This window comes from Ruegeria sp. BC7, assembly GCF_056539165.1.
This window is the reverse complement of record NZ_JBQFUL010000001.1, coordinates 51328-68457: the sequence shown is the minus strand read 5'-3', so window position 1 is coordinate 68457 and position 17130 is coordinate 51328. Positions and strand designations below refer to the sequence as shown.

General features: G+C 52.1%; 4 protein-coding genes. All 4 read left to right on the top strand.

Features of this window, described 5'->3' with window-relative positions; genetic code table 11:
* Window positions 1-468: 468 nt before the first annotated feature.
* Genes ACR0KS_RS00205 through ACR0KS_RS00190 form a run of 4 tightly spaced genes read left to right on the top strand, consistent with a single transcriptional unit; the run spans window position 469 to window position 16783 of the window.
* Window positions 469-3414 carry a DEAD/DEAH box helicase gene (locus tag ACR0KS_RS00205; RefSeq protein WP_170756913.1) on the top strand — a complete coding sequence of 982 codons (2946 nt, stop codon included), beginning with the start codon at window positions 469-471 and terminating at the stop codon, window positions 3412-3414.
* Between the two features lie 4 nt (window positions 3415-3418).
* Complete coding sequence (locus tag ACR0KS_RS00200; RefSeq protein WP_480693081.1) at window positions 3419-8221, top strand: Eco57I restriction-modification methylase domain-containing protein; 4803 nt, start codon at window positions 3419-3421, stop codon at window positions 8219-8221.
* A gap of 1 nt (window position 8222) precedes the next feature.
* Window positions 8223-14606 (top strand): DEAD/DEAH box helicase, encoded by a 6384-nt coding sequence (locus tag ACR0KS_RS00195; RefSeq protein ID WP_480693080.1) that lies wholly within the window; start codon window positions 8223-8225, stop codon window positions 14604-14606.
* Window positions 14603-16783: a UvrD-helicase domain-containing protein gene (locus ACR0KS_RS00190; protein WP_170756910.1), complete on the top strand. Its 2181-nt coding sequence runs from the start codon at window positions 14603-14605 to the stop codon at window positions 16781-16783. The genes ACR0KS_RS00195 and ACR0KS_RS00190 overlap by 4 nt, the downstream gene beginning before the upstream one ends.
* Window positions 16784-17130 lie beyond the last annotated feature (347 nt).

Here is a 17130-nt window from a genome sequence, read left to right as displayed (position 1 = left end):
CTGCATCAGTGCCCTCGATTTTGGTCTTGTTAACCTCATACTAGCAGATCCGGCTCCCGGCCCAAAAGGCAAAAACCTGTAAAAATTGTAAAATTTCATATAGTTACATGATTATTTAGGCTTTCCAATGAGATGCCGCCGAAACTATTCAGAACCGCTTCACAGGGCCTTGCACGCTAGAATTGATTTATTTTCTGCGTATTACTTTAAGGTCACAGAAGTGATTCAAGGCTATCGCCAAAGTGGTGGAAAACAGCAGTAGAAATGCGAAGCACCTCATCAACTGGTTCGCAAGAATTCCCAAAAGTTTTCACAATTCTGCGCTCATCGCCCGATTGCTCCTACGCCTGTAAGTTGGGCGCTAGGTTGGTAGTTTCCCTTCCAACCGTCACGCGATAACGTGCGGAGGTTGACTGAGGAGGGCAACCCTTCAGGGCAACAAATTTGTAGAGTTTTTCGAGGTCCCTCATGAATGCCATCCCTCAGCCCGGTTCAGTCGTCAAAGTGCGCTCAGCGATTTGGAAAGTACTGGGGTTAAAGCAACTGCGGGGCGGTGACTGCGAAGTGCACTGCCGCGGTGCTGCTGGCTTAGTTCGCGATAAGGATGCTCGGTTCATATGGCGGCTGGAAAGTGAAGCTCAGGTTCTTGATCCGGCTGCGATAAGCCTCGAGCCGGATATGTCTTCGGGCCTTATGGACACAAAGCTCTTCCTCGAGGCAGCATTTCGCCACACTGCAACCACGACACGGCAGCCACTGACCTTTGGCCAAGCTGCGATTGACGACTTGACGTTTCAGCATTTGCCTGTGGAGCGCGCGCTATCGCAAGATCGCGTGCGCTTGCTGATCGCCGATGACGTTGGCCTTGGCAAAACACTCGAGGCCGGACTGATAACCTCTGAACTGGCGCTGCGTGGACGTGCGGATCGCATTCTGGTCGTCACAACACGGGCAATGCTGACGCAATTCCAAAAAGAGTTCTGGACCCGATTTTCGATCCCGTTGTCGCGCCTTGACAGCGCAGCCATTCGGCGGATGCGCAACAAAATACCCGCCCATTACAATGTCTTTGATCAATTTGACCGCTCCATTGTGTCCATCGACACTTTGAAACGAGATGCGCAAATTCGGGCCGCTATCGATGCATCATATTGGGACCTGATCATTATCGACGAAGCCCATAATGCGGCGCGTCGCAAGAATACAGCTGGCACCAACTCTCAACGGGCTGAGCTTGCGAAGCTGCTTTCGCGACGAACAGACTCACTACTCCTGTTGACGGCAACACCGCATGATGGGTCACATGAAAGCTTTGCAAGCTTGATCGAAATGCTTGATCCAACTCGCGTGCCCGATCCTACTAAACTCAAGCGCGAAGACATCGAAGATCTTGTCGTCAGGCGCTTTCGATCATCACCCGAGGTCATTGAAGATTTGGGGGAGATCGTGCCTCCGAGAAAACTGATCCGAAGAGATTTCCCTCTCAGTCCTGAAGAAGAGGAAGCATATCAATCGATTGCGGATCTTCATCTGGATCTTGACGAGGAAAACAAGCGCGGTCGCGCGATTGATCTCTTTCGCACAACCTTGGCGAAGGCCATTTTTTCTAGCCCTGCCGCCTGTCTGGAGACGCTGAACAACCGCATTCGCGGCATCGAGAAAGGAACGTCTCGCGGCACCGAAGAAGATCGAGGACGCCTGCAAGCGCTTGCGGATCAGGTTGAGAAAATCGGTGTAGACGAATTCAGCAAGTACAGGGATTTGCTGGAGGCTCTGAAGACGGCAAAATGGACTGGAAGCAAGAGGCGCGACCGCCTTGTTATTTTCTCTGAGCGCATCGCGACTGTGTCCTGGCTTGCCGAACGGATGCGAGAGGACCTCGGGCTCAAAGAAGATCAGATTGCTCGAATTGACGGCGGTAGCGTTGAAGCCGACATTAAAACCCAGAAGGTCATTGAGGATTTTGGGCAGGAAAACTCACCCATCCGGATTTTGATTGCATCCGACATGGCCTCCGAAGGCCTTAACCTGCACTTCCAATGTCACCGGCTTATCCATTTTGATCTGCCCTGGTCCCTTCTGCGGTTTCAGCAACGCAACGGTCGGATCGACCGGTATGGGCAGGATCGTGCTCCGCAGATCACGTATTTTGTCGGTGAGAGCACCCATCCAAAAGTTCGCCAGATGTGGGTTTTGGACAAGCTCGTTGAACGAGATGAGAAAGCTCAAGACGGCGTCGGTGACCCTGCTGTTTTCCTTGGCCAAGGGGATGCCGAGGGAGAGGAAGTTGTAACCGCAGAGGCCATCGCATCAGGTGCCGGTGAGGACGCGTTTGAACGCGAAATGGATGAACGGGCTGCTCTGGCAAACGCTCTTGGGGAAGATTTTGATGCCATCTTTGGCGACTATGCCGACGAAGTGGATGAGCCAGAAAACTCCGGTTCAACCAAAGAGGCAAAACCTCCGAGACTGTTTGAAGATACGTTTTCTTATACGGGCAACATGCTGGAACGATTGGGTCGACCTGAGGAGCAGGTGTTTGACGCGCCTCCAAGCGTCGACAAGGTTCAACGCCTCATAAAGTTCCAGATACCGGACGACATGAAGGCGCGAGATAGCTTTGGCTATGCAAGCGCTGGAGCTGTCGATGGGCGTTACATGCCTGAAGAGGCAGTGGATCGCGGCGGCCAGGTCGAACTGACGGATCAGGCGGACATAATCACCAGGGCTATTGATGAAGCGAAAATGAGAGAGCGGTCCTGGCCAGATGTTCAGTTTCTCTGGGATGGGCATCCAATTCTGGAATGGTTTGCCGACCGCTCAAATACGTTTTTTCCCCAACATTCTGCGCCGATTGCTTCCCTTAAGGGTCGCTTAGATAATGACGAACTGGCTTTTGTCATGCATGGCGCAGCGCCCAACTCGCTTGGAGCGCCTGTCGTGGACCGATGGGCTGTTGTTGTTCAGAGCCCGGCCGGAGACTTAAGAATTGAAGAGATCGATGATTTTCTGGTTCGCACAAACCTGAAAGATAATACGCCAAGCCAAACGATAAATGGTCAAGATAACGCTCGAAATGCCTTGCCTTCAGCTGTCGATTTTTTCCAAACCCACCTTCGGGACTTGCGCAATCATCGATCCAAAGAGATCGAGAAAGACATGGATGCGGTTCTGGCGCGCATGTCGGAATTAGAAAATCGCCACAAGGCCCAATTGGACCTCGATTTTGGAGAAGTCGTCACACCTGATGGCGCTTTGACGACGGCTCAAAAGCGCGCAATGGCCCGTCGGCAGGCCAAAGAGACGCGAATTGATCGCCTGTTTCAGGATTGGACCGAGTGGTTTGAAAGAACGCGAAAAGTCATTGATGACCCCAATCCGCATGTTGACGTAAAAGCAGTGTTCGTAGGGTAAGCTCATGGAACTCATTGGAATTGAAAATGAAGCAGAGTTTTTCCCTTCCGGGACCCTGTCAGATGTACTGAAAGAGGAATTGGCCGATATAACTGCCCGTTGGTCTGGGTTGGATAAGAAAAGGCACCCGGTTGACCGTTTGCAGAGCGTCTCCGGCGCGACTCTGGATGCTTACCGACAAATTCGGGCATCCAGTGAAACCTCAAGAAGGTACTCGCTGACACAAGATGCCCGCCACAAGGTGTTGGAAGCATTGGGCTATGAGTGGAAGCGGGAAGCCATGCCCGCAGGTTTGGAAGGGGACCCGTTGATACCGCTGCTCGGGAGAGTTTCAAATGCAGATGGAAAAGATGCGCTTTGGATTATCGAAGCCCCGGTTCCTGGTAATGAGGATGAGGCATCCGATCCATTGGACGCGAAGTTTGCCAAAGGCCAATTTGCAGATGAAGATCAAGACGCGGCTCTGTTGGACCGGACAATCGGCGAGTTTCTGGCCAAAGGCGTGTTTGAGTTGCCGGATGGGCCTAGAAACGTCCTGATTGTTGGTCTTTCCCAACTTGTCCTTGTCGATAAACGCAAATGGCCTGCGCGGTCGGTACTTCGCTTCAATTTGCAAGAGATCTTTGCACGATCCGAACGCGACACGCTGGTCTTGACGGCTTGCCTGATTGCAAGAGAGGCTCGGGTGCCTGAGCAAGGCGTGCCTATTTCCGACAGGCTGGAAGAAGAAGCGCAGCGCAATGCTAACACGGTGACATCATCGCTCAAGAAAACAGTGCGAGATGCTATTGAGTTGCTGGGGCAAGAAGTTCTCGAAGTCACCGAAGGCAAGTTTCCGTCGAATTATCCTATCAAGTCCAAACGCGGTGTATGGATAGAAGGTCCAGACCTGTCTCGTGAATGTTTGCGATACATGTATCGCTTGCTGTTCATGTTCTATGCCGAAGCCAACCCGCGGCTCAGCCTGCTTGATTTGAAAAACCCAATTTACAGTTCGGGTTATTCTCTGGAGGGTCTGCGAGACCTGGAATCCGTTCCGCTCAGAACCACCGCGGATCGAACCGGAACGTTCCTCTGGGAGAGCCTGCAAACGACTTTGGGTTTACTTTACACGGGACTTGATCTGGAAGATGCCAACAAAGGCACTGGGCTCCGACTGCCAGCGGTGAAAGTGTCCCTACTTGACCCACAGAGCACTCCGCTTCTGAACAGCCTCAATCTGCGCAATGAGGCTATCCAGAAGGTCATTCGGCGTCTGTCACTGCGATCAACCAACAAAAGCACAGGGCGTATTTCCTACGCCAAGCTCGGCATCGGACAGTTGGGCGCTGTCTATGAAACTCTGATTTCTTTCACTGGGGTTGTCGCCAAGAATGATCTAATTGAGCTTCTTGCCAGCAAAGGCAATAAAGCCGACGCCGATCCAGACGCTCCAGTAAACCGCGTAGATGATGTCGATCCGTTGGAACCCAGTTGGTTTGTGGAACGTCGCCGACTTTTGAACGGTGAGTTCACCTCTGATGAGGTGGTGTTCAAAGGCAGCGAAGCACTCATCTATCCGAAGGGGACATTCATCTATCGCCTTGCGGGTCGGGATCGAGAAAAGTCGGCGTCCTACTACACCCCAGAACCGCTGGCCCGATTGCTGGTCAAACATGCTCTCATGGAGCGCTGCAAAGATCTCAGCGCAGATAAACTTTTGGAGCTAAAGATCCTTGAACCAGCCATGGGATCGGCGGCCTTCCTGGTCGAGACCACAAACCAGCTGGCGGACCTCTATTTGGATCGTAAACAACAGGAGTTGGGCAAGACCATTCCGCAGGACCAAATTGTCGTCGAGAAGCAAAAGGTCCGCAGTTTCATCGCCGACCGAAATTGCTTTGGTGTCGACTTGAACCCTATTGCGGTAGAACTCGGCGCAATCTCGCTTTGGCTCAATGGCCTGCACAACAGCGCGTTCTCTCCTTGGTTCGGAGATCAGTTACATGCCGGAAACTCGCTTTTGGGCGCGCGCAGGGCATCCTATGATCCGAAGCTGACAACAGTATCTCGCGCAGCAGATCTCTGGCTCAATGCCAAGCCGCAGGAGATCGGTTGGCGCAACAAGCTGCCGGAAGGTCAGATTTGGCAATGGCTGCTGCCGGCCAAGGACATGGCAAAGTTCGAAACCGACGCTTCGATCCGCCCCTTTGCAGCTGAGGCCCAAGCCAAAATCCGCACTTGGCGCCAAGGTGGGTTTTTCAAAAAGCTTGAAAAGCACGAAGTCCAATTGGTCCAGAAACTCAGCAAAGTGGCTGAAGCTTTGTTCGAGCAAGTCGCCGATGATCTGGAGAAGACTCGTATTTCTTCCAATGATGAAATCACCATCTGGCCCGATCATGAAATGGCCGGCAACAAGCGGATGGATTTCCATGCCAAGGCCAAACTGACCGCGCATTTGGTGGGCGATGACCACGCTACGAATACCCTACCTTACAAACGGCTCAAAACGGCGATGGACGCATGGTGTGCGCTGTGGCTTTGGCCGTTGGATCAGGCGGACAAACTGCCATCGCGGCTCGAGTTCCTCAACGGCATGGCAATGATCCTTGAGGGCGGGTTTTCTGCGGACGGATCCCTTGAAGCACCAAGTATGTCAGAGTTCTCGGACCCGGAACTGGATTTCTTAGACCAGCTTGAACCCGATGCGCCTGCGCGCAACCTTTTCAAAGCGGCGGAGAAGACACAAGATTTGCTGTTCCGAGAAACCAATGTTGAGGCGCTGATTGAGACCTTCGATTGGCTTGGTGTTGCAACTCGGGTAGCCGAGCGGGAACGCTTTGTGCATTTTGATCTGATCTTTGCCGACGTAATGCGCGAACGAGGCGGATTTGACGTGATTGTCGGGAACCCGCCCTGGGCGAAACCTTCCTGGAACGAAGGGTTGGTGCTAGCGGATATCGATCCGTGTCATCGTGGGCTGTCGGCCACCGAGGTGCGGAGTGTTCTAGGCGAAGCATTGGACAACGCAAAAGACGTAGCGCGGTTCTCGCAGGAATATGTCTCGACCAAAGGCGCGATGGCTATAACCTCCTCTGAGGTGATGCAACCCTTTGCAGGTGCCGGGTCGAACAATCTTTATCGCTGCTTTATTGATCTTTCCTTCCGTTTGACTTCACGCGATGGTTTTGCGGCGCTCATTCACCAAGATGGTCACCTAGCCGATCCTTCATCGGGGCCATTGAGAGCTAACTGGTACAAACGAATTGTAAAGCATTTTCACTTTAGAAACGAATTGAAGCAGAAGAACTTCTCCGAAGTTGGAAACGCTCGCGAGTTTTCTTTGAATATTTACCGGGGCCTTACCAGTGGAGTTAATTTTGATAACTACACGCAAGCTTTCCTCGCCAGCCAAGTTGAGGAAAGCTATTTGCATGACGGCCTAGGCGATGTCCCTACAATAAAAAATGACAGCGGAGAATGGGAAACGAAAGGACATCTAGACCGAATTGTACGAATAAGCGAACCTGAAATAAACGCTATTTTTTCACTCTCTTCTGGCGCGTCAGATTCCGGCTATGAGGCGCGGTTTCTTCAACCAATGAGTAAAGCTGAAATTGAAGTATTCAAAAGAATTGCATCAACTCGGAAGCTGCAAGAAACAAATATTCATTGGCAGCTCAATTCCGTTTGGAACGAAACTAGCGCTGAAAAACAGCTGAAAACAATTAAACGTTCAACCAATTTCCGCAAGAAACCCAATGAAATGATAGTTTCAGGGCCTATGATATTTGTAGGCAATCCATTTCATCAATCTCCAAGAAGAAATTGTAGATCGCACAGAGATTATGAGCGGATCGATTTGGAAAACATTCCATCTAATTATCTTCCGAGGACGAATTATGAACCAATAGGCTTGGGAGAGAACTATGAAACATACCTTCCCAATTCTAAGTTTTCCGGCGTTTCCAAGCATACAGATCATCCGCGGTTCGCTTTTCGGGCGATGGCAGGGCAAAATCAGGAGCGGACTTTCATTGGCGCAATAATTCCTTCTGGGTTTGCTCACATTAACGCCATCAACAGTGTGTCGTTTGAGCGCGAACTCGATTTGCTAAATGCTGCGGCAGCATGGGTAACCGTGCCCTATGATTTTCTAGTAAAGGTTTCCGGGAAAACAAATATTCACGAGAAAGATATCGCTGGTCTTCCGTGGGTCGATCCCGGCAAGGAGGCGAGGCAACATATACTCCGGCTTTCTTGCTTGACTGAACAATACAATGAGTTTTGGTCGAGAAACGTTAGAGATGAGTTACCCGTTTGTTGGTCTATGGATGACAAACGGCTCCCAACCTTTTTGAGAAATAACGAGTGGACGCCAATGGCGCCTTACCGTTCTGATTTTGTAAGAAGGTTGGCGCTTGTTGAATTGGACGTTCTGGTCGCTCAAGCACTTGGCTTAACCCTAAACCAGCTTATCGGTATATACCAATCCTACTTCCCGGTTATGATTCAATATGAAGCTGGTACATGGTACGATCAACAAGGGCGGATTGTCTGGACTTGCTCCAAGGGCCTGCCCGGTGTCGGTCATTTGGTGCAAGACAATCACGGTAACTGGAAAAGCCCCGGTCGTAACGCATGGGAAGCAATCTTGGGGTCAAACCCCGACGAGCTAATCAGCCAAGCGATTGATGACACCCAACCCGGCGGCCCGCGCGAAATCACCCGCCGCTTTGTCGGCCCCTATACCCGTTGCGACCGGATCGAAGACTACAAGCGCGCCTGGTTACACTTCGAGGCGCTGAAGGCGCAAGGGGACAGCTGATATGAACCCGATCCTGCTCAACCGTCATGTGCAACAAAGCCTGCGTGAGCTGGTGCGTTCGACGCTCAATACCTCGACCAAGTCGTTTGAAGGGATCGTGGATCGGTTTCTCGAGACGCCGGACAACTTCATCAAGGGCCCGTGGATTTCGGTCGATATGCCCTTCCGTCAAATTGACGGAGCCGCGGATGGGAAGTGGGATCAGCCGTTTCCCGAGGTGCCACTGAAGTTTCCACCTTATCAGCACCAAATGGACGCCTTTGCGCGGCTGAGCGGTGACAGGAAGCGCTCTACCCTGGTCGCAACGGGCACAGGATCAGGTAAGACCGAAAGCTACCTCTGGCCAATATTGGAGCATTGTCGGCAGCACAAGGACGAGCCGGGGATCAAGGCGATCCTGATCTACCCGATGAATGCCTTGGCAAGTGACCAGGCGCGGCGGATCGCGGCGGCGATCAACGATATACCGGGATTACAGGGCGTTCGAGCGGGGATATACGCTGACGCAGAACCCAAGAACGCTACGATGGAGGTGACGCCAGACAGCGTGATCACACATCGCGAAACCATGCGTCAAAACCCACCCGATATTCTGCTCACAAACTACAAGATGCTGGACTATTTGTTGTTGCGTGGACGGGACAAAAGGCTCTGGAGCGAAAATGACCCTGAGACACTCAAGTTTCTGGTCGTAGATGAGATACACACCTTCGACGGTGCTCAAGGTGCGGATTTGGCACTTTTGATCCGACGTCTGAAGTATCGTCTGAACACGCCGGAGAAGCATCTGGTCTGTGTCGGGTCATCTGCAACACTCGGTTCCGGCGAAGACGCAAAAGCCGATTTGAGCGACTACGCCAGAACGATTTTTGGCGAAGAGTTCGATGATCAGGCCGTCATCACCGAAACCCGCAAAACCGCGGCAGAAGTCTTCGACGATCCTGAATACTCCGACCGCCCTTCTCCGGACGACATACGCACAGCTCTCAGTGCGGCAGAAGGCATGAGCCAAGCGGAAGCAGCCAAGCATCTTGCAAGATGCCTGTTTCCGAAAACGACCGATCCGGATCTTGAAGCGCTGCATGCAGGTGATCCCACCTCTCTTGATTGGCGGTTGCTTCTCGGGCGCCTGTTATTGGAGCAGCAACTGGTTCAGAGAACGCTGAAAACTATCGCAGAACATAGTGGGCCTGCTTCGCTCGAGGACGTTGCCGCTGGCCTGTCCCTGGTGAAGGCAATCCGCAAGTGGAGGCCAGAAGACCATCAAGCCCTGGCGGAGCTGACTGTCGCACTGGTCGCATGGGCACGGTCAGAAGGAAATCGCCCGCTATTCAATGTCAGGCTCCAGCTCTGGATACGCGAAATGGCACGGATGGTGTCAAACCTTCCAAGGCTTGAGGCAGGTTTGCAGAAATCTCACATCAATCTGCTGCATGGTATGGATCTGGATATTTCAGCGCTCAGGAAAACTTTGCCCTTGGTTAATTGCAATCGATGCGGGGCAACAGCGCATCTTGGACGCCAGAATGCCACTTCGGTTTCTTGCTGGGCACCACTCGACCAACTCTACGAAGAGTTCTTTTCCCATAACAACGGCGGCAAACTTCGACTGTTTTACCACGACAACATAGACCGCAAGGTGAGCGCGACCGCTGGTGGCGGGCGTATCGTCCAAGGCATGTTGGATTCGGAAAGCCTGGAATTCAGTCCTTCGAACCATGACGAGCTCGACGTCGGGCCATCATCGCCTGTCTGGATGTACGATCCCACAGACAGCAATGGAAAGTTGGATGCGACATGCCCGTCGTGTGGGCAAGCTCAAGGCGTTTTGTTGTTTGGAATGCGTGCAGCACGCCTGACACCGGGCATTACAAGTACCATGTACTCTTCCGAGCAGAATGAAGAAAGTCCGGACGCAAAACCCAGATTCCTGATGTTTTCGGACTCTGTTCAAGACGCCGCGCATCGTGCTGCCGTTGCTGAGACCCGCAACACACTCTCGGTATATCAGAAGTCGCTCTATCAGGTTTTGCAAAAGACTGACGCCGGTAAACTCAATCTTGAGGAGGTGTTTCAGGACGTTCCAAAAGACTGGCTTGCAAACCTGGGCGCGGACAGTTTCACCGCGATGTTCATTCCGAAAGAACAGGCTTGGCGGTCGCGGTATGCGGATTTGATTCAACACGGTATTTCCATCAGCGACCCCGTTTTCTTAGACCACATTTGCATGCGCCTAGGGTGGGAATATTTCATTGATCTCAGCTTTCGCGCGCATTTCAATCATACGCTAGAGATCAATGGGATTGCTGCCGCCGAAGTATCTGGTGAAGCGGTTCGCGACAGCGCAGAGCGTTTGTCGCGACAACTCAGGAATGAGTTTGCTGGCGCGCCTGAGCTCGACAATGACCTTGTGGCCCAGTTTTTACTTGGATTCATGCAACGTATGAGGCGCCAAGGTTCCGTCGCCCACCCATATGTCGAGCTTGCGGCCCGGGCATCGACTGGATCATACGGAATGAATTGGTTTGCAGCGGGTCGTCAACTGGGGCTTGGACAAAGCGGCACTTTGCCCATACCAGATACGCCCAGAAGACTAGGCCCCATCCCGATTACGCTGAGTAATGCTCTGACCGGTGTTGAAAAATTGACGCGTAAACATATCGCAAACTGGTATCGTGATTGGGTTTTCAGAAGCTTTGCAGGTGCAGACCTTAGAATTGGAACTGATCCAGACACGGTTTTTAAACTGGCGCTCGACAGGTTGCAGGCCGACGGTCTCGTCAAGCGCGTTGATGGCCCAGATGGGCACCGGCACGTTTGGCTGCTTGAGCCAAGTAAAGTTGTAGTCTCCTTGAATACGCATGGTTTAACCTGCGATGTTTGTGGGCGGCGCGAGGTAACGCTGGCAGTAAACGAAGACCTTGTCGTCGGTTCGCGCTGTACAAAAATCGGATGCCAGGGACATCTACAGGATGCACGACTCCCAATTCGCCCTGCGATGCGTAGGTCATTGTCCTCAAATCGGAATCATAGAGTTGTCGCCCGGGAGCACACCGGTATCCTCGATGCGGATCAAAGAAACCATATCGAAACGGGTTTCATAACCGAGGAAACCCGATGGGCGCCGAACCTGATCAGCGCAACGCCGACACTGGAAATGGGTATCGACATTGGCGATCTGTCAACGTTGCTTTTGAGCTCGGTTCCACCTGAAGAGGCGAACTATGTTCAAAGAATGGGGCGAAGCGGACGTCGGGACGGCAATGCTCTGAATCTTGTTCTGGCCAACGCCAGGCCACACGATATTCAATTCTGGGAAGATCCAACACCAATGCTGGCGGGTCAGGTCAACCCTCCGGGCGTGTTCCTCTCGGCAGAAGAAGTGTTACTGCGCCAGGTAACAGCGTTCACCCTTGATGCTTTCGTCATCACCACCTCCGAAAGCAGCGATTACGGAAAGGTCAGAGATGTCCTGAAGCGGAGAAATGACGGTACTTCGACAGGCTTCCCAAGGGAATGGCTCGATATGGTCAAATCCGACGGCGCAATGCTCGCTGACCAGTTCTTGGAAGGTCTTCCGGAGGCCATAAAGGCGCGATCCGATTTGACCGCACGAATTCGAGATTACTTGACCCAATCCGACCACCACTCGCTCCCCTGGCGCATCACAGCCGTCTTTGATGAAGCAGAAAATGACAGAGCACGCCTGGTGGACAAGCGAGAAGAAGCAACGAAAGAGCTGCAACGTCTACGCCAGCGCCAGGCTGAGTTTACCGAAGAGGAATACGACAAACGCAGGGGCGACATCGAGCGCAACCGAAAAGAAATCAACAGCATGATCCGCAAGGGTATCGACGATGTTCCCGTAATTAAATACCTCACAGATAAAGGTGTTCTGCCAAACTACGCTTTTCCCGAAGAAGGAGTAAAACTGACTTCGATTCTATTCCGTCGCGACAATGCAAAGGGTGAACCGGAGGAGCCGCTACAAATCGAATATTCCAGACCTGCCAGCTCCGCGTTATCCGAGCTCGCGCCCGGCCAGTACTTTTTTGCAAATGGCAGACAGGTTCAGGTGGAGCGACTTGAAATTGGCAAGGAGGATCTGACGTCGTGGACGTTTTGCCAGTCCTGTTCTCATATTGCTCCACGGCACGAGGGGGACGCGACCAGCAATTGTCCTAAATGCGGGGACAACATGTGGATCGATAGCGGATCCGAACATGAAGTGGTCAAACTGAAATCTGTTATTTCCGCCAGCAGCGAGGAAAAGGCTGCTATTCGCGATTTGGACCAGCGAGATCAGCGTCAATTTGATAGAGAATTGACACCGTTTCATGCAGAAGCCGACGTTTTGTCCTCCTGGTTTACAGATCAGGATTCTACCGCACCATTTGGATTTGAATTCATTCCAGATTGTACCTTCCGCGATTTCAACTATGGCGCAAAGTCATCGGCTCCGGTGGGTCCAATCATCGCGGGCGCCAAGCGCGCTTCTCAGCCTTTCAGGATCTGCAAACACTGCGGCACTGTGCAAAGGCCTCCGCGCAATGAAGATGATGTTGGTGTTCACCCACCAAGCTGTAAAACCTTGCGAGACAACATCAACCGCGAACATTGGGAAACAGAAGTCTTCCTGATGCGGGAATTCGAAACGGAGGCGATGCGTGTTATTATCCCAGTGGTGGGAGATGCTGACGACAATGATCTGAAGAGCTTTGTTGCAGCGATAAATCTTGGCATGCAACGTCATTTTGCAGGCAAGGTTGATCATATTCGCTCCACAATCTACGAAGCCAGGCTTAATGATCATGTTTCGGTTCGAAGCCTCTACTTGTACGACTCGGTGCCTGGCGGATCCGGTTACCTTCGCCAAGTAGGCGAACATCCAGATACAATGAAGTCGATTGTCTCTAAGGCGATTGCGGCACTCTCCCAATGTCGGTGCAACACGGCCGACCCGCCTCGAGACGGATGTTATCGATGCGTAAAACCTTACAGGTCGCAATTTGGCCCCGGCGAGCCAAGCCGGGACCGTGCACGTGCTCTAATGGAAAGTACACTCGGGAAATGGGACAGCTTGACCCAGACCTCGAGTAATATTGATGCGTCTATTCTTGGTGCATTGGTTGAAAGCAAATTGGAAGCCAGGTTTCTTGGAGCCTTATCCAAAACTTATGGTGACGACGCGCTGAAACCCCAGGTGTTATCAGGCGGGCGGCGCGGATACGTCTTGCGTGCAGGAAATGCAGACACCCCAAAACTCTGGACGATAGAACCACAGGTTCAAATCGATACCCGCTTCAAAGGATTGCCCAAAAAAAGAGTGGATTTCCTGGTTTCTCCAGTCAACGCCGCCGACCAATTGCCGGTCGTCGTGGAAATGGATGGGTACGATTACCACGCCAACACCATCGACAAGGACCTGCTGGACCGTATCGAAATGATCCGATCCGGAAAGGTTCGTGTTTGGACGCTTAGCTGGAACGACCTTGATGAGACCGCCGATTTGCCTAGGAACCCCTTTTCGGAAGCGACTTACACGTCCAAGCAGCGCGGAACGCTTGGACGGGTTCTGGCAAATGAACATTTTGCCGGTTTGTCCGAGCCGATAAAGAGCTTGCAGTCACTTCCAAATCTGAACGCGCTGATACGTGTTTTGGATGGCGTGGATACTGACCTAGAGCGAGCTTGGTCGGTGTTGTCTCGCACATTCGTACAGGCAGAAAACCGCGCGTTTGAAGATCTTCCTAGTGTTGGCGACCTACGGAGCGAGAATCTGGAGTTTCTGAAAGAGGCGTGGCGCGCGGCCCATTTTGGTCAAAAACCACTCGACGTGTTTGTCGCTTGTGACCAAGTGAGCCCTATTCAATGGGCAGAAACCAACAGGGACGTGCGCGTTGTTCTCCACGCCACTCTTCCAGACGTGTCAGATGCAACAACAACCAAACCGGTTCTTGAAGATATTTGGCGCGGGCTATGGCGTGCTGTGAACCTGCTTCAATCCTTGCCCGGCTTCCATGTGCAGGTAAACGGGTTGGATACACTGCTACCACCGGAAACCAGTTCATCCAGCGCCGCGGATGAAAAAGAAGATACCGCTTGGCTAGAAACACGATCTCTTTGCGATGAAGTGTTCCACCCTTTGATAGATGCGCTTATCGCGGCCGGTGTAACAGGGCCGGATAGGATCGGCGACGATCTCATGGTGTCCGGCCGAGTCGTCGGTGCAATGGAGTTTGGCTGGTCCAAGTATAACTTCTGCGTGTCTGAAGAAGCTCATGAAAATACTGGGTGGACACTTCTGACCTTCATTTCAGAAGAAAGTCACGTAAGCGAAACCATCGCCGAAATCCTGAAGGCAATTGAGGAGACGAGCAAATGAACCAACCAATTGCGAAACGGGTTTCGTACGACATCGGCTGCATGAAGAGCCTCAGGAAGCTTCCAGACAAAGTTTCGCTTAGATTCATGGATATGATGACCCGTTACATGTCGGCCCCCGAAAGCAACGGTTTGAACCTTGAGACGGTCGAAGGTTCAAAAGACAGTTCCATTAAGTCTCTGCGGGTGGATCAAGGCTACCGGGCTATAGCTTTCGAGCTGGGCCGTGACATCATGTTTGTGCATGTCGGTGAGCATGACAAGGCATACCGATGGGCGACAGGGCGACGGGTGAAACTTGACCCTGGGACCAATCGTGTCCGTATCATCCAGGAAATTGACGCTGAAACGGAAAAGCAGACCACTGCTGCTCAACTTGGATTGTTTGATGATTTTGCGGATAAGAAACTTCGCGCTCTGGGCATACCGGACGAAGAACTACCCGCCATTCGGCAAATTGCCTCGTTGGAAGAACTTGAGACGGACGAAGACAAATTTGATCCCCTCAGCTATCAGGTCCTTTACGCACTAGCAGCGGGGTACTCCGAAGAAGAAGTCTACGCGATGACGGGCGTTGCCGAAAGTGTTGAGGAAGACGCTGAACAGGGTGACGCGGACGTTTCGTTTGACAAGCTCATTGAGACCGACGAAAGCCGACAGTCCATTTTCATTCCTGAAAGTGAAGCGGAACTGAGGCGCGTTTTCGAGGAAGGGCTGGAAGGCTGGCGTGTCTTCCTGCATCCCGAGCAGCGAAAGCTAGCCTATCGCGATTATAACGGCCCGGCGATGGTACGCGGAGGTGCCGGCACCGGTAAAACCGTTGTCGCAATGCATCGTGCGAAACATCTCGCGGATCAAATCGCGGCTGATCCCAGGCGGGTCGGAGAGAAGATTTTATTCACGACGTTCACGACAAGCTTGGTGCAAGACATTCTAAACAATTTGCGCACACTTTGCCCTGAACACTTAGATTCAAAGCCGGCAAGGATTGAAGTTATTAATCTGGATCGTTGGGTGTCGCAGTTCCTGAGACGAAAAGACTTTGGCCGGCAAGTTGCGTATTTCGGCGAAGCGCGTAATCAACTTGAAGAAATTTGGGGGGAAGTGTTTGAAGCGCATGATTTACCAGAAAACCTGACCGAAGATTTTGTAAAAGCTGAATGGGGTCAGATTGTTCAGGCAAAAGGTCTGACGGACAAAAGGGCTTACCTGAAAATTTCGAGAGCGGGGCGCGGCACGCCGCTTGATCGACGAAAAAGAGCCGCTTTGTGGGACGTTTTCTCGGATTACAGAGCCCGCATGGTCAGCGCAGGCCTGGCCGAACCAGATGATGCTTACCGCGAGGCGACCGAGTTGTTGTTGTCTGAAGCACCAAATCTCCCTTACGTCGCCGTCGTTGTGGATGAAGCACAGGACATGGGTGAGCAGGCTTTCAAACTGATTAGAGCCATTGTCCCGGAAAAATCGACCGGCGATAAAAACACGATCTTTATCGTTGGAGATGCGCATCAACGAATTTATGCACGTCGTGCGAGCATGTCTGCTTGCGGTATAAACATCCGCGGCCGCTCACGCCGACTGCGACTGAATTACCGTACAACGCAGGAAATACGAGCCTGGGCCGTATCAATCCTGGAAGGGGTGAGTGTCGATGACCTCGATGAAGGCACTGATACACTGAACGGATACGTAAGTCTGTTGAAAGGGCCAAACCCTGAGCTTGCGTCCCATCCATCAGAAATTGAAGAACTGAAAGGTCTGGCCGATTGGGTAGGTAAGGTGATTTCTTCCGGCACTGCTCCTGAAGAGATTGGAATCCTTTGCAACCGGAGAAAGGACATTGCGCGTGTAGAGGATGCTCTTCACCGGATTGAAGTTCAAACAGTTGAACTGAAGGCTGGAGAAGCTGACAGCCGCGACAAACCCGGGGTGAGAATCACTACAATGCACCGCGCCAAGGGTCTGGAGTTTTTTGCCGTGGCAATTCCGTTCATGTCGAAGTCTGCTTTTCCACCGAAAATAGCTGTAGAGGCTGCTGTTGATGATGCGGACTTGAACGACATCATCGACCAGTACCGTTCCCTATTGCACGTGGCAGCCACTCGGGCAAAAAAGGAACTTCGCGTCTCATGGTCAGGGGAAGTGACTGACTTGGCAGCGATAAGTCGTAGCAAATAGTGCATTGCAAACTCGGAATCCGAGATTTGAGCGTTTGCAATTCGCAGGCCGGGGGGATGACAGTCCTTCTGTTCACCTGTTTAGAATGTGTTTTTCGTTCATTCGGCATGGTCCGTCTTTCTGAAAGCGTTGAACGCCGGGGGCGGTCAATAGTTTCTGAATTGCTCAGAAAGCCTGCGTCACGGGAGCAGAAAGCAGATCACCAAAAATTAGATTTATATGGTTAGAGGATCTATTTTTCTTAGTGTTTTCTATCTCTTAAACGATCAGTTCGTAAATAAACGTCAAGTGAGAGCCCATCTTCTCGACAAAATGCGTCACTTTGCGTCTGTCAGCGCAGTTGGGCT